Here is an 18203-nt window from a genome sequence, read left to right on the forward strand (position 1 = left end):
TAGATTATCCTTACAATTTAGCTAATACTTCATCTATGATACGAGCTTGTTCCACTTTATGCGCTTCTCCATCGCCTTCTGCAGGGCTTTGGCGCGGGATGCGTCCAAAGTACTTCACTTCTTTTCCGTCTGCCAATTCACGCAGGTATGGATCTGCAAAAGTCCATGAACCCATGTTTTGCGGCTCTTCTTGTACCCATGCCAATTCTTTGGCATTCGGATAGCGGTCGACAATCGCTTTGATTTTCTCAGCCGGGAATGGATACAGCTGCTCTACACGGACAATGTGTGCCCACTCGTAACCTTTTCCATCTTTCACCCGCTCTGCCAAGTCGATAGCCATTTTGCCGCTTGCGAAAAGAACACGTTTTACTTTTTTCACATCTTTGCCCATATTCGGCTGTTCAATGACCGTCTGGAAATGCCCATCTGTTAGATCAGCTACATCAGCCCCCACTAATGGGTGGCGAAGCAGAGATTTCGGTGAAACGATGATTAATGGGCGAATGGACTCTTCTCCAAGCATTTTGGCCTGGCGGCGCAAAATGTGGAAATAGTTTGCTGCACTGGAGAGGTTAGCGACTGTCCAGTTGTTTTCAGCAGCCATCTGCAAATGTCTTTCCAATCGTGCACTTGAATGCTCAGGTCCCTGGCCTTCATAGCCATGAGGCAAGAGCATAACCAGTCCTGATTTCTGGCCCCATTTTGCACGACCTGCAGAAATAAACTGGTCAAACATCATTTGTGCCATATTGGCGAAATCGCCGTACTGTGCTTCCCAAATCACAAGTGCTTTATCGTTTTCAACATTGTAGCCATATTCAAAGCCCAATACCGACGCTTCACTCAGTGGGCTGTTGTACACAACAAATGACGCTTTAGCGTCTGATATATGATGCAACGGCACAAGTTCATTGCCGTTTTTGTCATCATGCAAAACAAGATGGCGGTGTGCAAATGTACCGCGCTGTGCGTCCTGTCCAGTCAAGCGGATCGGGTTGCCGTCTTGCAAGATCGAACCGAAGGCCAATGTTTCAGCATGAGCCCAATCGATTTTGCCTTTTTCGTTGAACGGATCTTCCCGGCGCTTTAGAATTCTCGCCAACTTGCCGAAAGCTGAGAAATCACTTGGCCAAGACAATAGTTCTTCATTCATCTTCGTCAGAACGTCCTTATCAACGCCAGTTGGCACCTCAGGGTAACCGTTTAGAACAGCTTCTGGAATTTCAAGTTTTGGAAATTCCGCTGACTTATTTTCTTTAACTTTATCGTAAGCTTCCTGCATTTCTTTCTGTGTATCTGCATCAAGCTTTTGTACATCATCTTCTGACAGCACATTTTCCGCCGCCAATTGTTTTCCGTAAAGTTCGCGGACCGTATCATGCTGATGGATGCCATGGTACATCGTCGGATTCGTCACTAGTGGCTCATCCATTTCATTGTGTCCATATCTGCGGTAGCCGATCAAATCAATCAAAACATCTTTTCCGAACTTCTCACGGTATTCAAATGCCAAACGCGCAACAGCCACTACTGCTTCTGGCTCATCGGCATTCACATGAATAACCGGCACTTCAAATCCTTTTGCGGGATCCGAAGAATAATGCGTCGATCTGGAATCAAATTGCTCCGTAGTAAAGCCGATTAAGTTATTGGCGATAATGTGGATGGATCCACCAGTCTGATAGCCTTTAACACGGCTGAAATTTAAGGTTTCCGTTACAATTCCTTGGCCTGGGAAAGCGGCATCACCATGCACAAGAATGGCATAGGATTTTTTCGCATCCACTTTTGCCAGTCCTTTTTGGTCGGTAATTTCCTGGGCTGCACGTGCTTGTCCTGCAACAATCGGGCTGACAATTTCTAAGTGGGAAGGGTTATAAGCAAGTTTTACGCTTGTTCCTTTTGCAGATTTGTAAGCTGCGCCCATATGATATTTCACATCGCCGAACCACCCTTTAGTGATTTGGAGTGAGCCGTCTTCCGGAAGAAACGCGTTGTCTCCAACATGCGCAAAACCGGCGAACATCATTTCATATGGCTTGTTTAAAATATGTGTAAGCACATTTAAACGACCGCGATGCGCCATCCCGATCATGATGTCTTGTGTGCCGGCGGATTCAGATAGACGCACCAATTCATCCATTAGGACAACCAGTGAATCAACGCCTTCGATTGAAAATCGTTTTTGTCCGACAAACGTTCGGTGCACAAACTTCTCAAAGCCTTCAACACGCGTCAACAAATCAAGAACTTGTTTCTTCTTATCGGCATCCAATGTAGGTTTAACTGCACCTGCTTCAATTTTATCCTGCAGCCAGCTGCGTTCCTGCGGCTGAATCACATGTGAAAATTCAAAAGCAACTTTATCTGTATAAAGCGACTTTAAATAATCAATGGCTTGCAATCCATTTGTTACATGGCTCGGTGCATTGTTCAAAAGCAACGAAACGGAAACATCTTTTAAATCCTGATCGCTAAGGCCATATGTTGATGCTTCTAAGCGGGAAGTATCTTTTGGCTGATCTTTCAACGGATAAATATCCGATGCCAGATGGCCATGTGCGCGAATTGCTTCAGCCAAATTAACAGCAGCCAAAACTTTTTCAAAATTAGTAGGGTCTAAAGTTTTTGTAACTGAAGGCTGTTCGCTTGTAGAAATTTCTACTTCAGTAGGTGGTCCATATTGCTTAAAAAGTTCGACGTATTCTGGATCAAGCAATTCCGGCGACTCTTGATACAGATCATACATCTCCATTATGTATCCCAAGTTAGGGCCTGTAATGGAACTCCATGGGGATTTGGCATCTGAATAATTGCTAGACATTAAAAAAACCTCCAACTATTTGTTTGACGGCAGTCATACTAATTTGTTATATGTCTCATTTATTTTATCATGCATCCCACTAGACATAAAGCAGAAGGCGTTATAGCAATAAAAGATTAAAATTCCCTATCAATCTTACTACTTCCAGAATGAAAAACAAAGCATTTCCGTGAAAAGATTCACACACTTTTGTGTAAAGCGCTTTCATTATTTGCAGTGATTTACATTATGCGGTTTTTGCTTATTTAAGAAGACGTATAAAGGTAGCATTTCCCTTTTCCGTTGCTCTTGGCTACATAGAGGGCAGCATCCGCTTTTTTGACCAGATCATCAAAATCGTTTCCATGAATGGGATATACAGATATGCCGATCGACGAACTTGGCGTGAAATGATGTCCATTTATTTCCCATCCCTCAGCCAACGTTTGGTTGATACGGCCAATAATTTTTTCAATATGCAATTGGCTTTCTTCAGGAGCAATTCCGCAAAGTGCTACGAGAAATTCGTCGCCGCCTATCCTGGCAGCCAAATCCCCTTTACGCAAACTCTTTTTGATCGCTTGGCCAAAATGATAGATAAAGTCATCTCCCACATCATGTCCAAACTGATCATTGATCGATTTAAAATTATCTCCATCCATGTAGAGCAATGCGATATGTTCGCCATTTTTTTCCGCGTGCTCTTTCATTTGTTGAAATTTTTTGACCATTAAACGGCGATTTGGCAAAGTAGTCAAACTGTCGTGATAAGCCATGAAGTGGAGCTGCTCTTCCAGTTGTTTTCTTTCTGTTATATCGAACAATATTGATAGTACTTGGTAAATGTTTCCGTTCACTTCCAACAACGGAATAATGGTTGCATCGACCCAAAAAATTTCGCCATTTTTTTTCATGCTCTGGAGCTGACCGCGCCAGATAGTGCCTTGCAAAACTTCTGCCCGTATTTTTTCATACTCTTCAGTAGACACGATCGCTTCTCCAATATCATAAACATTCAAACCTATTAATTCTTCAGGCATGTAGCCAGTAAGCTTGTTTAAATTATCATTGACGAACTCTATCGTACCAGACAGACTCCATATTGCGACCAGCGCTGCGTAATTAAGCGCATCTTTGTAGCTTTCCAGTATATTCTCTGTCTTTTTCAGCTCATTTTTCAACAGCAGTTCACTGGTCAACTCGCGAAATACAACATGAAATGCCCGGATAATACCATTTTCATTAATTGGCGAATAACTTGCTGAAAATTTCGCCATCGTGCCATCGCCTTTTCGACGCTTCATAAGGAGCGAAGAACTTTTGGATCCAGGGACAAATTGATCAATAAGGTCTTTGCCAGACCGAAATAGTTCTTTTTGATGGTCGGGCAAATCTTTAAAGTAGCGATTGATCCACGTTTCTTTTTTGACACCAAATGTTTTTTCATAAGCTGGGTTCAGATCAATGATCATGTACTCTGCAGAAATCATGAGCATAGGATCGACCGAGTTTTGTACCAATGACTGATAGAACAGGTAGTCCTCTTCCACTTTTTTCTGCGAGCTTACATTTTTTGTTACTGCCAATACGAATCTTTGTCCGCCAAATTCAATGGGAGTCAATTCTGTTTCCATCGCAGCAGCATTGTCACTGAACAAGCTGTAATCACGGTAAGTACGCTTCTCACCCACCTTCAAAGCAATGAGATATTGTTTTTTAATTTCTCTGGACAGCTCATACGGCATGCTCTCATCCAAACTTGTACCCACCAATTCTTTTTTGAAAATAATTAAACAAGCAGGATTGACATACACATAGTCAAATGTGTCGCCATTTTGTTTCATAAAAAAAACTGGATCTTTTGCATTTTTATAAAGAAGATCCAACTGTCCCACCGTAAAAGGCATTGGCATCTATTTCACCGCTTTCCATTATACAAATTGTTTTGAGATGGTAGAAATGTGCTCAATAAACTCTTCGTAATGCACTTGTTCATTCAGGGGTTCAGAGGCCAAGATGCTGCTTTCCTCCACATTTTCCGACCAGTTGAATTTCATTGCCGATAAATAAGTCGCATTGCCGGTAAGCTGCAGGTGAAGGTCCTCACCTTGCTTGGAAATGGAACACTTCACCATGCCTCCTGGGTTGTAGACCGAAACATCCCCGTAAGGCATCAGCCCTGCCATACAAACAATCAATGCAGAAGCGGTCATCGCGGTTCCGCAAGCATTGGTAAATCCAACACCCCGTTCATAAGTTCGGACAAATATACCGTCCTCCATTGGCGTTACGTAACTAACATTGACCCCATCAGAAAAATATTCGTTTTTGCCATTAAAGTATTGCGCCCATTGCTGCTGGTGACTGACATCCCTTTGCAGTTCAGATGGAACAATCCCGATCAAATGCGGATTGGGAACTGATACTGCAGAAAAGGGAATTTCTTCTGAAACAAATGGCAAGGCTTGATGAATCCATTCGCGATTGTCTCCGTAGCTCATAGGCAAGCTGCTAAGCGAAAAAGAAACCGGCGAGATTTCAACCGAGTAGGTTTCGATTCCCTCATTCAAGGTTTCTTCATGTTTCACACGAAGAGAAGCTTTCATGGTTTCGATGACCGCTTCCTGCATTCCGTCCCGTTCACAAACAAACCGGGCTACGCAGCGCAGGCCATTTCCACACATCGATGCTTCTGATCCATCATTATTAAAGACACGCATTTTTGCATGTGCCACTGCAGATGGCAATATCACTAATATCCCATCAATTTCTGGATCCAACGCAGAAAGCTGGATAGCCAGCTGTGCAAAATCAGCACGTTCTGCAGATTCAAACATATAGAAGGTATTCATAGAGCCATGAACTTTTAACATTGTCATTTCCATTTCAGTCACCTCTTCAAATATACTCGGCGTTATTTTGTATAGGACGAAACCAGTTTCGCCATTTCCGCAGCGGTAATCGGTGCTTCCGCTTGTGTCATGGTTTCAATTAATTGGTCTTTATCAGCTTGCAGACGATCCAGCTCTTCCATAAACCGGTCAGCCGACAGCTCTTCTTCTTCAACCACATGGGCAAATCCTTGTTTTTCAAACAAATTGGCATTCAATATTTGGTCGCCACGGCTTTTTTGCATAGAAAGCGGCACGAGCAGCATGGGCTTTTTCAATGCCAAAAATTCAAAAATGGAATTGGACCCTGCCCGAGACACCACAAAATCGGTCATGTGCAGCAAATGCGGCAGTTCATGCGTCACGTATTCAAACTGGTGGTAATTCACATGGACGTTCAGTTCCGGCATGCTATTGCCTTTGCCGCATAAGTGAATAATATTAAACTGTTCCAACAGCCGTTCCAAGTTGTTTCGGACAGCTGAATTGATCATCGCCGAACCTTGGCTTCCACCCATAACCAGTAAGACGGGCCTTTTGTTATCAAAAGGACAAATTTCCTGCCCTTGTGCTGCCGATCCCTCCATCAGTTCGCTGCGAATGACAGATCCCGTACACGTCGATTTCGTACTTGGCACGTGCGCCAAAGTTTCTTTAAAGACTGTAAAAATATGATCAGCAAATGGCAAAGCTAACTTATTAGCAAGTCCTGGTGTCACATCCGATTCATGGATAATAACCGGCACAGACATCATTCGCCCAGCCATGACGACCGGTACCGAGACAAATCCACCTTTTGAGAAAATTGCGACAGGCTTGGTTTTGCGGATAATATTAAGTGCCTGTGTCAGTCCAGCCCCTACACGGAAAGGGTCCGAAAAATTCTTAGTCGAAAAATAACGTCTTAATTTACCGCTGGAAATGGGGTGATACGGGACCGATGGAAACGAATCGCGGATCAGTTCGTTTTCAATCCCTTCTTTGGAACCAATGTATTCAACGTGAAAACCTAAATTTTTCAGTTCTGGTATTAATGCTTGATTTAGGGAGACGTGTCCTGCGGTTCCGCCTCCGGTTAATAAAATGGTTTTGCTGTTCATTGCTAGTCCTACTTTCATCTATTAATTTGGCGCAGCCAGATTTGCTTTAGCGCAATACCATCTATGCTATACTGGATTTCATGTGTTAAATTGGAATCGGATAACATAAAACATTGAATTCACTACATAATGATTTAGCTTTTCTTGAATTGCAACTTCGTTTTACTTTATTTTCAAAATTGAAGATGGATTGCCTTTTCATCCACTAGCTTTTTCAGCACCAACGCATCCATCTATGCTAAAAGTTGCCGGTGCAATGCAAAAATTAATTTTAGGGATTGGCGGGGGAAAGAAGTATGTACCAAACAACTACCAAAAAAGAAAAAATGCTGCTGCTACTAAAAATTGTGTTTCCGATTCTTGTTACGCAAGTCGCGATGTATATGGTAACATTTTTCGATATTTACATGACTGCCCGCTACGGAACAGAAGATTTGGCTGGTGTTTCTATTGGGTCATCCTTTTGGGTTCCCGTTTACATCGGATTAGCCGGTATTCTCATGTCCATTACTCCAATTGTAGCACAATTGATGGGGGCTAAGAAAAAAGAACAAGTAAAACAATCCGTCCAGCAAGGAATTTATTTGGCTGTCCTGCTGGCCGCAATTGTCTTTGCCTTTTTCTATTTCGGCATCGACTACCTGCTTGCATTTATGGATCTCGAACCGGTCGTTGCTGATGTCGCGAGCCGCTACATCTTTGCGATGTCGATTGGGCTGATTCCGTTATTTGTTTACAATGCTCTGCGCTCGTACATTGATGCACTTGGAGCGACCCGTGTAACAATGGTCATCTCGCTATTGTCCACACCGATTAATATTTTCTTCAACTACTTGCTGATTTTCGGAAAGTTTGGTTTTCCGGAACTTGGAGGCGTTGGCGCCGGACTCGCATCGGCCATTACTTATTGGCTGATTCTTGCCATTGCCATTTGGATCATCCATACAAGAAATCCATTTAACGCTTATAATATTTTCCGCAAGTGGCCAAAATTTTCATTGAGCAGCTGGATCGAAATCAGTCGAATCGGTGTACCAATCGGCATTTCAATCTTTGTGGAGACCAGCATTTTCTCTGCCGTCACTTTTCTCTTGGCAGTTTACGGCACTGTCACCATCGCAGCTCATCAAATTGCCTTGAATTTCGCCTCTCTGCTTTATATGCTGCCGCTCAGCATCTCCATGGGTGCAACGATCTTAGTCGGCTATGAAGTCGGCGCCAAGCGCTTCCAGGATGCCAAACAATACAGTTGGCTGAGCGTCGGATCCGCTGTCGGATTAAGCTCTCTGTCCGCTTGTGTTCTGTTTTTCATGCGCAGTGAAATTGCCGCTTTGTACTCATCTGACCCGGTAGTGGTTGAACTCGCTGTGCAATTCCTGCTGTTTGCAGCGTTGTTCCAATTGTCGGATGCGATTCAAGCACCTGTCCAAGGAGCACTCCGCGGCTACAAGGACGTCAACATCACCTTTGTCATGGCGCTTGTGTCTTACTGGGTTATTGGTTTGCCTTCTGGTTATTTGCTCGCCAACTTCACCGACTTTGGTGCTTTTGGCTACTGGATCGGCCTGATTATTGGCTTAACGGCAGGTGCGATTACCTTGTCTATTCGCTTGCTCTCGATTCAAAAAAGAATTTCTGGTCAAACAGCCACTCACAAACAAGCAGTAAAATAAAAACTGGCAAGGAAAATGATTAATTTTCCTTGCCAGTTTTTTTAGTCGGATTGCCTAAGTATTTAAACACATAAGCACATTAGCGGGAAGCAAGATTTTTGTACAATGCACTCAAGCCGCTTTTTTCGGACGCCGATAAATCCGAAGCTTCGATTCGAGCCAATGCCAATGCTAACTTTTCCGCTTTGGATTTTCGAACACGTGGATGGGTCAGTTCATCGTTCAATTCAATCAAAATGTTTTTTTCAAGGTCCAGATGTGTTGAAATCCCTGCCACAGCTTTACGATCTGACCAAAGTTTACGGTACGATTCAATCACGGCAACTCGACTCCTTCCAGCCCTTCCCCTATCACAACCACCTGGTTTTGCATCTTTATATATTCCGGAAGCCACTGTGCCATCCCATATGCAAACTGAAAGGCGTGTGGGTATTTATCTCCTTCAAGCGGCACATACCCCTTAATGCGAAACACAGAATCAGGCAAAGCTCGAAGCCATTCTTCAAACTTTTCACGTTGGACCGGCGCATTAAACTGAAGAACTTTCGCATTCAAATTCATTTTTGCAACAGGAGTTTTCACAACGTCTTCTGCCGCTGTAGGCGTTATTTTTTCCAATGCTGAAAATGGTACTTTGGCATGGACCGTTTGGATAATTTGTGCTGTCGGATTTAGCGACTGAATTTCATAAGTTACCGTGCCTTGTTCAGCATCGGTCAATAAATCCATTTTATTGGCGAGAATAAGATCGGCATGGCGGATCTGTTCCAAAAATAGAGAACGGATCTGCGGAGACAAGCGATTGCGGTCCATCCAGCGTTTGCTGTCTGCTACCGTTACAATTCCCTTAAAGTTCAACTGTTCAGCAAACAAAGGTGAAAAGATGGCATCCAATGCTTCTACCGGATGCGCCGCACCTGTTGTTTCGATCAACAATACATCAAACTCTTCTTCAGCCAGTAAAGTTTGAATTTGTGCTTCAGATTTCTCTGATCCCGTGCAGCAAATACAGCCATCAAGAATTTCTTTTAACGGCACTCCATCCTCTACAGAATCCGAATCCATGTTCATTTTTCCTAATTCATTCATGAAGACTGCCGGCTTTAAGCCTTGGCTTTTCATTTGGCTGATCATGCTTTTTAGCAGCGTCGTTTTGCCACTTCCTAAAAATCCGCTGAACAAATATACATCTTTCATGTTCTCATCCTTTCTTTTCCTGAAGAAAAGGCCCGCCTAAGCGGACCTTTAACATCACTCTTCAGTTTCTTCTGATGCAGCTTCATTTTCTTCTGACGGTATAATTCCAGCTTCTTCCATCAAAATATCTTTTGCTTGCAACAGTTGTGGATCTTCATCTTCAATTTTCTGGCGTAATGCATCCATAACTGCGACTGTACTGTCCCCAGTTAAGATACCCGTTACTTCCAGGTCATTTTCTTCTTGGAACGTTTCAACAGCTTCTGTCATTTGCTCTTCGAAGACGCCGTCTATATCACCAACTTCATAACCTAGCGCTTCAAGCATTTGTTCAGCAGTTTCCACTTGGTCAGAAATGACGCCATCTTGCAGTTCCAATGAAGTATCTAAAACTGGAAGAGATGCATACTCTGGATAGGCGACTTCCACATCCGGCTCGATTCCTTTTTCATGAATCCAATTGCCATCAGGTGTCAGCCATTTAGCTGTTGTAAATTTCAGATTAGAGCCGTCTTGAAGATCATTAGCAGTTTGAACTGTCCCTTTGCCGAATGTTTTTTCTCCAACTAATTGGATATCAGCCGATTCTTTCATCGCTCCAGCTAAAATTTCAGAGGCTGAGGCGCTGCCGCCATCAATTAACAAAGTAACAGGCACTTCGATTTTGGTACCTGGTGACGACATGTAAATTTCGGGTTCTGCACCTTTTGCCTGTACTTCAAATAAAGGGTTGCCATCTTCAATAAACAAGTTGGAAATATCAAGTGCTACATCCAGCAAGCCACCCGGGTTTTGGCGAACGTCCATCACGACCGCTTCCATTCCTTCAGCTTCCATCGCTTCAATGGCATCCAATAGTTCTTGGTAGGTGTTTTCAGAGAAGCTTGTCACTTGAATATGGGCCACATTGTCTCCGATCATTTCTGCGTACACGGTCTCAATTGGTATTTCATCGCGAACGATGGTGATGTCAATTGGATCAGTGTTTTCCCCGCGTTGAATGGTTAAAGTAACTTCAGTTCCTTTTTCACCACGAATCAGCATAACAGCTTCAGTTGTGGTAAAACCTTGAATGCTTTCACCGTCAACTGCTAGAATTTGATCATTTGGCTGAACGCCTGCTTCTTCAGCTGGTGAATTTCTAATGGGTGATACCACCGTTACATATCCACCACGTTCCTGCACTTCTGCACCTATCCCCTGGAAACTGGACGAAATCCCTTCCAGAAATTGCGATGCTTCTTCTTCATTCAAGTAATCGGAATATGGATCTTCCAATGAATCAACCATACCGTTAATGGCTCCGTTCACAAGAACTTCTCGGTCAACTTCTTCAAAATATTGATCTTGTATTTGATCATAAGCTGTGTAAAGTTTTTCGAACTCACGTCTTTCTGGTGAATTGACTTCCACTGCTTTGTCGTCGCCAAACGTCAATGCAAAAACGGTCAAACCTGCCGTAGCTATTATCAAAAGAAACACAAGCATTATAAATGAGAATGTCTTCATCTTAATAGTGTGCGACGGCGATTCTTCTACTGGCGGAATCTGTTCGTGCTCTTCCTCCGGACGTTTATCATCCATCTATTTCACCACTTTCATAATTGCTGCAGAGCCAAGAATATGAAAAGAAAAAGACTGCCGAGACAGTCTTTTTGTTATGTTTCGCTTTTCTTTATTGTCTAGACTTCAGCCCCCAGCTACACGGGCGCTTGCGCTTTTCTTCTTGTCCAGACTCCAGCGCCCAGATTCTAGGGTCATAAGCCACCCTGGCTGTGCGGCTGAAGAAACGCCACTTCGCCAGTGCGTCTTATGCCCGTCGAATCTACACGGGCGCTTGCGCTTTTCTTTCTACTCTTGTATTGCTGCGTCCAAAGCCACGACAATCATATCGTTGAATGTTGTTTGGCGTTCTTCAGAAGTTGTTACTTCGCCCGTCAACAAGTGATCGCTGACAGTCAGGATTGATAATGCCTGACGGCCAAATTTTGCAGCCAATGTGTAAAGGGCTGAAGATTCCATTTCAAGTGCTAGCACACCGTACTGCGCCCATTTTTCATGTTCTGCAAATTCGTTGTAGAAAACATCTTCGGTAAAGACATTTCCGACACGCAAGTTCAATCCTTTTTCAACGCCTGCGTTATATGCTTTCAACAATAAATCAAAATCAGCTGTTGGCGCATAGTTGATGCCGTTGAAAATAATTTCATTCATTTTTGAATCGGTTGAAGCACTTTGTGCCAAAATGACGTCGCGGACTTTTACGTCTTTGTGGATTGAACCGCAAGTTCCAACGCGGATCAATTTTTTCACATCATACTCCTGCATTAATTCTGTTACGTAGATAGAAATCGACGGTACGCCCATTCCTGTTCCTTGTACGGAAATGCGTTTTCCTTTATATGTTCCGGTATAACCAAACATATTGCGGACTTCATTGTATAACGTTACATCTTCCAAAAAAGTTTCCGCTATGTATTTTGCGCGGAGTGGATCTCCTGGCAGTAAAATTGTTTCAGCGATATCGCCTTTTTTTGCATTGATATGAACACTCATTTAAAAAACCTCACTTTAATATAGTCGAATTAATCATACTGTTTTTTTTCCTATAGTGCAATGACCAGCATTATTCGCCCGCGTATTCTTCCCAAATTTCATCAAAGATGGACGCTCTCATGACAGGATGCGCCTTTTCTTCGACATATTTGGACAGCTGGTCGAAGTTTGAAGATGATTTTGGAAAAGAGTGGTCCAAAAACATCGAGTCTGCAAATCGGGAAAAATCATCTTCATGCAGTTTTCCACGGTATTTTAATGCAAATTGATAAAATGATCGGTCCATGAAAGGCTCCTTCCAGATTTTAAGCAAAAAAAACCCGGACAGTTGTCCGGGCAACTTATTATTCAAACAGTTTTTTGTATTCGGATAAGCCTTCTGCTTCCAATTGCTCTTTTGGAACAAAACGAAGCGCTGCTGAATTGATGCAGTACCGCAGGCCGCCAAGAGATGACGGACCATCCGGGAACAAATGTCCAAGATGAGAGTCGGCAGTCTCAGAACGTACTTCCGTTCTTCTCATGCCATGGCTCGTGTCCAAGTTCTCTTTTACTTCAGATCCTTCGATCGGCTTTGCAAAACTCGGCCAACCGCAATGCGCATCAAATTTGTCCAAAGAACTGAACAATGGTTTGCCAGAAACAATATCCACATAGATGCCTTCTTCAAAATGCTGGTCGTATTCTCCTTGGAATGGCGGCTCTGTGCCACTTTCCTGGGTTACATGATATTGCATCGGTGTTAATTTAGCTTTCAAGTCTTCTTTCATGATTGTCCACCCCAATTCTTTTCAATAAAAGCTGTCCGCCCGGAACCAACCGAATAACGATTGTAATGGGCAGGGTTTTTCTTATAATAATCTTGATGGTAAGTTTCTGCCAAATAAAACGGTTTTGCTTCAACAATCGGTGTCGCTACAGGTTTTTGAAATCTGCCGGAATTGTCCAGTTCCTGCTTGGATTTTTCAGCAGCTTGCTGCTGTTCTTCAGAATGATAAAAAATCGCTGTTTGGTAAGACTCCCCACGGTCAAAAAATTGTCCCCCAGCATCAGTTGGGTCAATTTGTGTCCAAAATACATCAAGTAATTTTTCGTAAGGAAAAATGTCAGGCTGGAACGTGATTTGGACTGCTTCAACATGTCCTGTAGCATTCGAGCATACTTGCTCATAGGTCGGATTCGGCAATTCGCCGCCTGTATAGCCGCTCACTACTTCTTCAATGCCATCCAAAGAATCAAATGGTTTGACCATGCACCAAAAACAGCCTCCTGCAAATGTCGCTTTTTCCGTTTTCATATGCTCACTCCGTTCCCTATGGTTCAATTGTCACCAATAACCGAATATCGTCTTCTTGCAAGTTGAACGATGCTGCCCGCACTGAGATGCCATCATCCAACGGAATTTCCGTCAGTTTCAGCAGCACTTCTTCGTCGGCAGGCATCACTTCCATAAATTCTGGAAGTTCAACTGAGTCTCTAAGCAACTTTAACGCAGATTCAGGCGGAATATCCAGCATGCCGACTTCAACTGACTTTTGTTCCAACAATAAATTGCCATCTTCTTGAACAAGTGGTTCAAACTTCATTAATATTGGCAAGGTCACTGAAAAGATAGTCAGTTCGGTTGATATGCTGACGTCGTCATTAACCGACAGCGCCAATGGAATGGGTTGATCTTTCATTGCATCCTGTATATACGTATTGGCTATTCCTTCAAAATCGGCTTTCGTGGTGTTGACGACAACTGTATTTCCAGCAGTCGATGAATTTTGCAAGGCTTGGTAAGTTGTATGGTCCTGAGATGGAGTGGTTACGTAAACAACAAGTCCCACTAAAGCTAGAGCATTTACAGCCAAAAGTACAAAGAAAGCAAAACGCCATTTTTTCATTTGTCACCACCCCTTATTCTTCATAGCTTATCCCGCATTCTTCCATCCGTTCCAACATGCGTTCGGCAATAAGGTCATACCCATTGCTGTTCGGATGGAAAAAATCTGAATGATAAACCAAATTCTTATTGCCGACAAACAAATCGCTGACAGGCACAAAGCATGCCTGAGGATCTTGTTCAACTCTTTCCTCCATCGCCTCATTATAGGATGCGATGATTTGATCAAATTCTTCCACTTCATCCGTGATCAGCGAAAACGGATTGTAGATGCCCATGACGATCATGGGCGCATTCGGGTTGATTTCCCGAATTGCCATGAAGATTGTGTTAAATCTATTTTCATAGAGGACCAGTTCACCCTCAAATGCTTCCATATTCAGTGAAAACAAATCGCGCTTGATGATTCGCATCACATCGTTGCCACCAATTGTCAGCGACAAATAATCAGCTTCCGCGACAGGTCCGGTCAGTTCACCTTGTTGAATCATGGCCAGAAGCTGGTCGCTGCGGCGTCCGCGCTTAGCTGTATTTTCAACGGCAACACCTTCAATTCCTTGCCAATTTCGAATCTCGTTTGCCAATCGACCCGTGTAGCCGCCCAAGTTTTCTTCATCACCTACACCTTGAGACAAGGAATCCCCAAGCGCCGTCATCACAACGGCTTGAGGTATGAAATTTGGCGGAATGGTATATGAATTGATTAATGGTTCGGTTCTTACTTGTGCTTCTTTATCGCCAAAGATAAAAGTTGGACTGCATCCCGCTACTATACCCATGGACAAAATGATGATGAACAGGATGCGCTTCAATTTTTTCTCTCCCTTTCAAATCAATCCGTATAATACATAAAACCAATGGCTCCAATTCCTGTGTGCGTGGAGATGACCGGCGTTGTAAAATCAAATTTAATATCGGTAAAACCTGTTTCCTTAATTTTTTCACGAAGTGGTTCCGCCATAGCCAGACCATTTGCTTGGGCTATGCCAACACCTTTCACAATTTTCCCTGCTGTCCGGTCCACAAAGTCTTTCATCAAGTATTCAACTACTTGCTTATGGCTTCTCACTTTAGCAACTGGTGTGTATTCCCCGTCATCCAAAGACGCGATTGGCTTAATCTTCATTAACGATCCTAGCAATGCGCGGCCTTTTCCGATGCGCCCACCTTTAACCAAATTATCGAGGGTGTCCACAACCACAAAAAGCTTCGTATTCAGCCGAATTTGTTCTACCCGCGCAACAATTTCTTCCATTGATTTCCCATCTTTCGCCATATCGGCCGCTTCAAACACTTGAAATGCCAGAGCATGGGAAATATAACGCGAGTCGATGACCGTAACGTCTGAATCCGTCAGTTGAGCTGCTGCTTTCGCCGATTCAACCGTGCCACTCATTCCACCAGTCATATGAATGGAAAGGATTTGATCTCCCGTTTTCCCGAGTTCATCATATAGTTCCTTAAATACTCCTGGAGCTGGCTGTGAGCTTTTTGGCATTTCATCCGAGTTTTTCATCAGCTCCAGAAAAGATTCCGGGTCCAAGTCTACACGGTCTAAATATGTTTTTCCGCCAATTTGAATGGTTAGCGGAACCACATGTAAATTGTATTTTTTGATGACTTCCGGCTTTAAATCCGCAGTCGAGTCCGTGACAATGTGAATTTTCGGCATGCAAAACACTTCCTTCTTCGCTTTAGTTTAAGTAAATAGTCGATAAACAACCACTGATAGGGCTGCTAGTTTAATGGCTGGGATCCGAAAAAACATTTAACTGACAGGATTTTTAGAGAGCTCTGATTGAAGAGCTGCTTCGATTCGTGAACGAATCAGTTCGATTGCTGATTTGGCTCCTAACTCTTTGATTACTTCCGAGGAAACTTGTTCGAGCAATTGAACTGTTACAGTTGCTGCCATAATTTTGTTGTTGTTTTTTTCCATAATATCAGAAGTTCCGGAAATCGCAATCGGCAAGATTGGGACATTGGCATCTTTCGCAATGCGCATAAAACCGGATTTGAACTCACCCATCCCCTGCCCTTTGCTTCTGGTGCCTTCCGGAAAAATGAGGATGGAGTGGCCTAGTTTCAGTTTTTCAACGGTATCAGTGATTGATTTTAAAGCACTCCGGCGATCGGTACGGTCCAAAAACACACAGTTCATCTCTTCCATATACATCGGAATGATCGGCATTTTCTTCACTTCTTTTTTGGAAATAAAGCCAAACGGTTTGGGAATAGTTGACAGCAAGACCGGAATATCAAAATTCCCTTCGTGGTTACTGACAAAAAGGACAGGCCCAGCAGGAAGATTCTCCAAACCTGTTACGGAAACAGTACTTTTCGTTCGTTTCATAATGCCTGTCGCCCATTTTTGAGGCTCCGAGTGAATCAACTTGTCGTACTCCTCAATACTCAGCTGTGGTTTTTGTTTAATGAATTTTTTCAAATGAACAGCACTGATCGGCAAATAGCCAAATAGGAATGAGAAAGTCCGGACCGAATTAAGCATAATCTTTTTTCTTTTTGCGCCGCTCATATACTTGATACGAAAATGGCACTTCGTTTGAGATTTGCTGCTCTGACTCTGAAACAAGCTTCCATTCACGGCCGTATTCCGGAAAATACGTATCCCCTTCAAAAGTTTGGTGAACGAGCGTGATATACAGTCGGTCAGCGTCATCTAAAATCGAATTAAAAATCTGTTCGCCGCCAATAATCATCACTTCTTCATGAAACTCTTTAGCCAATTTCACAGCGTCCTGCAGATTATGGACCACATCTACGCCTTCTGCCTGATAATCGTCGTTGCGTGTCACAACAATGTTGCGGCGTTTTGGAAGCGGGCGGCCAATGGATTCAAACGTATTGCGCCCCATGACGATGCCTTTTCCGATTGTCTGCTCTTTGAAATACGCCAAGTCAGCTGGAATGTGCCAAGGCAATTCGTTGTCTATTCCGATGACCCGGTTGGGATCATGCGCTACCATCAATGAAATCATAAATCTTCCTCCTATCCCGCTTTTAACGGGAGTGAACTTTAAGTATGGACCGTTAAACTGCGACCGGCGCTTTGATCCGTGGATGCGGATCATAGCCTTCGATGGTGATATCTTCTAATTTCAGGTCAAAAATGGATGCGATGTCTTCGTTGATTTTTAAGGTTGGCAAAGGTTTGGGTTGTCTGGTCAATTGCTCCTTGACTTGCTCCATATGATTGGAATACAAGTGGGTGTCACCTGTCGTATGGACAAAATCACCGACTTCCAAATTGCATTCGCGCGCAATAAGATGCGTCAACAGCGCATAGGAAGCAATATTAAATGGCACGCCCAAAAAGACGTCTGCACTGCGCTGGTACAGCTGACAGGATAGTTTGCCATCTGCTACGTAGAATTGGAACATGATGTGGCACGGCGGCAAAGCCATGTCGTCAATGAATTCCGGGTTCCAAGCGGTCACGAGGTGGCGGCGCGAATCTGGATTTTGTTTGATGGATTTGATGACGTTCTTTAATTGGTCAATGGTGCCGCCTTCAGTTGTCGCCCACGAACGCCATTGCTTGCCGTAAACCGGTCCAAGATCTCCATATTTTTCCGCAAACTCCGGATTTTCAATGACTTTTCGCTGAAAACTTTGCATCTCCAATTTATACAGTTCTGCAAACTCCGGATCTTTTTGCGCACGCCGTCCAAAGTCGGACATGTCGGGCCCTGCATATTCCTCACTTGCTATCCACTGGGCAAATGCCCATTCATCCCAAATATGATTATTGTCCTGAAGTAAAGTTCGGACATTTGTATCGCCCTTAATAAACCAAAGAAGTTCTGAAACGATTAGGCGAAATGCTGTTTTTTTAGTGGTCATCAGCGGAAATCCTTCGCTCAAATCAAATCGCATCTGGTGGCCGAAGACACTTAAAGTGCCTGTGCCGGTCCGGTCTTCTTTTGTCGCTCCATTATGTAAAACGTGTTCGCATAAATCTAAATATTGCTTCATGTAATTCGCCTCCATTGTTATGTTTAATCATAACAATACTGCCTGTGTTAATAAAGCATGACAGTTATTTCAAATATCGCTCTGGCTGCTGAACTT

At 43.4% G+C, this 18203-nt stretch carries 18 protein-coding genes; 1 reads left to right on the forward strand and 17 read right to left on the reverse strand.

Features of this window, described 5'->3' with window-relative positions; genetic code table 11:
• Positions 1–10: 10 nt before the first annotated feature.
• The 4 genes from AC4EG4_RS00645 to murG all read right to left on the reverse strand — a co-directional run bounded on the left by AC4EG4_RS00645 (position 11) and on the right by murG (position 6797).
• On the reverse strand, positions 11–2827 hold the full coding sequence (locus tag AC4EG4_RS00645) for a 2-oxoglutarate dehydrogenase E1 component (protein ID WP_490986658.1): 2817 nt from the start codon (positions 2825–2827) through the stop codon (positions 11–13).
• Between the two features lie 245 nt (positions 2828–3072).
• A complete protein-coding gene (locus AC4EG4_RS00650; protein ID WP_490986659.1) occupies positions 3073–4719 on the reverse strand; it encodes a diguanylate cyclase domain-containing protein in 1647 nt (548 codons plus the stop codon).
• A gap of 18 nt (positions 4720–4737) precedes the next feature.
• Positions 4738–5691, reverse strand: coding sequence for a diaminopimelate epimerase (gene dapF / locus AC4EG4_RS00655; RefSeq protein ID WP_490986660.1), 954 nt, complete (start codon positions 5689–5691; stop codon positions 4738–4740).
• Positions 5692–5720: 29 nt separating this feature from the next.
• Positions 5721–6797 carry an undecaprenyldiphospho-muramoylpentapeptide beta-N-acetylglucosaminyltransferase gene (gene murG, locus AC4EG4_RS00660; RefSeq protein ID WP_490986661.1) on the reverse strand — a complete coding sequence of 359 codons (1077 nt, stop codon included), beginning with the start codon at positions 6795–6797 and terminating at the stop codon, positions 5721–5723.
• 296 nt (positions 6798–7093) lie between these two features.
• Here murG and AC4EG4_RS00665 point away from each other — a divergent pair, with 296 nt between their 5' ends.
• Positions 7094–8470, forward strand: a complete 1377-nt coding sequence (locus AC4EG4_RS00665) for an MATE family efflux transporter (protein WP_490978204.1) — start codon at positions 7094–7096, stop codon at positions 8468–8470.
• Positions 8471–8549: 79 nt separating this feature from the next.
• Here the strand turns inward: AC4EG4_RS00665 and AC4EG4_RS00670 are convergent, their stop codons facing one another.
• The 13 genes from AC4EG4_RS00670 to AC4EG4_RS00730 all read right to left on the reverse strand — a co-directional run bounded on the left by AC4EG4_RS00670 (position 8550) and on the right by AC4EG4_RS00730 (position 18107).
• A complete protein-coding gene (locus AC4EG4_RS00670; protein ID WP_490978203.1) occupies positions 8550–8789 on the reverse strand; it encodes a hypothetical protein in 240 nt (79 codons plus the stop codon).
• The gene (locus AC4EG4_RS00675) at positions 8786–9667 is read right to left on the reverse strand and encodes a CobW family GTP-binding protein (RefSeq protein WP_490978202.1); all 882 of its coding nucleotides are present in this window, start codon (positions 9665–9667) and stop codon (positions 8786–8788) included. Before AC4EG4_RS00675 ends, AC4EG4_RS00670 begins: the two co-directional genes overlap by 4 nt.
• A gap of 54 nt (positions 9668–9721) precedes the next feature.
• Entirely contained in the window at positions 9722–11251 is a 1530-nt protein-coding gene (locus AC4EG4_RS00680) for a lmo1851 family serine protease (RefSeq protein ID WP_490986662.1), read from the reverse strand.
• A 267-nt stretch (positions 11252–11518) separates the two neighbouring features.
• A complete protein-coding gene (gene deoD, locus AC4EG4_RS00685) occupies positions 11519–12223 on the reverse strand; it encodes a purine-nucleoside phosphorylase (protein WP_490978200.1) in 705 nt (234 codons plus the stop codon).
• 70 nt (positions 12224–12293) lie between these two features.
• The gene (locus AC4EG4_RS00690) at positions 12294–12509 is read right to left on the reverse strand and encodes a YozE family protein (protein ID WP_490978199.1); all 216 of its coding nucleotides are present in this window, start codon (positions 12507–12509) and stop codon (positions 12294–12296) included.
• A 58-nt stretch (positions 12510–12567) separates the two neighbouring features.
• Positions 12568–12993, reverse strand: coding sequence for a peptide-methionine (R)-S-oxide reductase MsrB (gene msrB, locus AC4EG4_RS00695; protein WP_490978198.1), 426 nt, complete (start codon positions 12991–12993; stop codon positions 12568–12570).
• Positions 12990–13520: a peptide-methionine (S)-S-oxide reductase MsrA gene (gene msrA / locus AC4EG4_RS00700; RefSeq protein ID WP_490978197.1), complete on the reverse strand. Its 531-nt coding sequence runs from the start codon at positions 13518–13520 to the stop codon at positions 12990–12992. The genes msrB and msrA overlap by 4 nt, the downstream gene beginning before the upstream one ends.
• A 16-nt stretch (positions 13521–13536) precedes the next feature.
• Entirely contained in the window at positions 13537–14112 is a 576-nt protein-coding gene (locus tag AC4EG4_RS00705; RefSeq protein ID WP_490978196.1) for a YpmS family protein, read from the reverse strand.
• 13 nt (positions 14113–14125) lie between these two features.
• Positions 14126–14923: a GDSL-type esterase/lipase family protein gene (locus AC4EG4_RS00710; protein ID WP_490986663.1), complete on the reverse strand. Its 798-nt coding sequence runs from the start codon at positions 14921–14923 to the stop codon at positions 14126–14128.
• A 20-nt stretch (positions 14924–14943) separates the two neighbouring features.
• Entirely contained in the window at positions 14944–15783 is an 840-nt protein-coding gene (locus AC4EG4_RS00715; RefSeq protein WP_490986664.1) for a DegV family protein, read from the reverse strand.
• Between the two features lie 96 nt (positions 15784–15879).
• A complete protein-coding gene (locus AC4EG4_RS00720; RefSeq protein WP_490978193.1) occupies positions 15880–16620 on the reverse strand; it encodes a lysophospholipid acyltransferase family protein in 741 nt (246 codons plus the stop codon).
• On the reverse strand, positions 16613–17110 hold the full coding sequence (locus tag AC4EG4_RS00725) for a dihydrofolate reductase (protein ID WP_490978192.1): 498 nt from the start codon (positions 17108–17110) through the stop codon (positions 16613–16615). The genes AC4EG4_RS00720 and AC4EG4_RS00725 overlap by 8 nt, the downstream gene beginning before the upstream one ends.
• A gap of 52 nt (positions 17111–17162) precedes the next feature.
• Positions 17163–18107: a thymidylate synthase gene (locus AC4EG4_RS00730; protein WP_490978191.1), complete on the reverse strand. Its 945-nt coding sequence runs from the start codon at positions 18105–18107 to the stop codon at positions 17163–17165.
• Between the last annotated feature and the right edge of the window lie 96 nt (positions 18108–18203).

Source organism: Planococcus sp. TJ-201, from assembly GCF_058268495.1.

Bases quoted from the DNA above. Each gene is read 5' to 3' on its own strand.
- AC4EG4_RS00645 (WP_490986658.1), bottom strand. From the start codon at position 2,827: ATGTCTAGCAATTATTCAGATGCCAAATCCCCATGGAGTTCCATTACA.
- AC4EG4_RS00650 (WP_490986659.1), bottom strand. From the start codon at position 4,719: ATGCCAATGCCTTTTACGGTGGGACAGTTGGATCTTCTTTATAAAAAT.
- dapF (WP_490986660.1), bottom strand. From the start codon at position 5,691: ATGGAAATGACAATGTTAAAAGTTCATGGCTCTATGAATACCTTCTAT.
- murG (WP_490986661.1), bottom strand. From the start codon at position 6,797: ATGAACAGCAAAACCATTTTATTAACCGGAGGCGGAACCGCAGGACAC.
- AC4EG4_RS00665 (WP_490978204.1), top strand. From the start codon at position 7,094: ATGTACCAAACAACTACCAAAAAAGAAAAAATGCTGCTGCTACTAAAA.
- AC4EG4_RS00675 (WP_490978202.1), bottom strand. From the start codon at position 9,667: ATGAAAGATGTATATTTGTTCAGCGGATTTTTAGGAAGTGGCAAAACG.
- AC4EG4_RS00680 (WP_490986662.1), bottom strand. From the start codon at position 11,251: ATGGATGATAAACGTCCGGAGGAAGAGCACGAACAGATTCCGCCAGTA.
- deoD (WP_490978200.1), bottom strand. From the start codon at position 12,223: ATGAGTGTTCATATCAATGCAAAAAAAGGCGATATCGCTGAAACAATT.
- AC4EG4_RS00690 (WP_490978199.1), bottom strand. From the start codon at position 12,509: ATGGACCGATCATTTTATCAATTTGCATTAAAATACCGTGGAAAACTG.
- msrB (WP_490978198.1), bottom strand. From the start codon at position 12,993: ATGAAAGAAGACTTGAAAGCTAAATTAACACCGATGCAATATCATGTA.
- msrA (WP_490978197.1), bottom strand. From the start codon at position 13,520: ATGAAAACGGAAAAAGCGACATTTGCAGGAGGCTGTTTTTGGTGCATG.
- AC4EG4_RS00705 (WP_490978196.1), bottom strand. From the start codon at position 14,112: ATGAAAAAATGGCGTTTTGCTTTCTTTGTACTTTTGGCTGTAAATGCT.
- AC4EG4_RS00715 (WP_490986664.1), bottom strand. From the start codon at position 15,783: ATGCCGAAAATTCACATTGTCACGGACTCGACTGCGGATTTAAAGCCG.
- AC4EG4_RS00720 (WP_490978193.1), bottom strand. From the start codon at position 16,620: ATGCTTAATTCGGTCCGGACTTTCTCATTCCTATTTGGCTATTTGCCG.
- AC4EG4_RS00725 (WP_490978192.1), bottom strand. From the start codon at position 17,110: ATGATTTCATTGATGGTAGCGCATGATCCCAACCGGGTCATCGGAATA.
- AC4EG4_RS00730 (WP_490978191.1), bottom strand. From the start codon at position 18,107: ATGAAGCAATATTTAGATTTATGCGAACACGTTTTACATAATGGAGCG.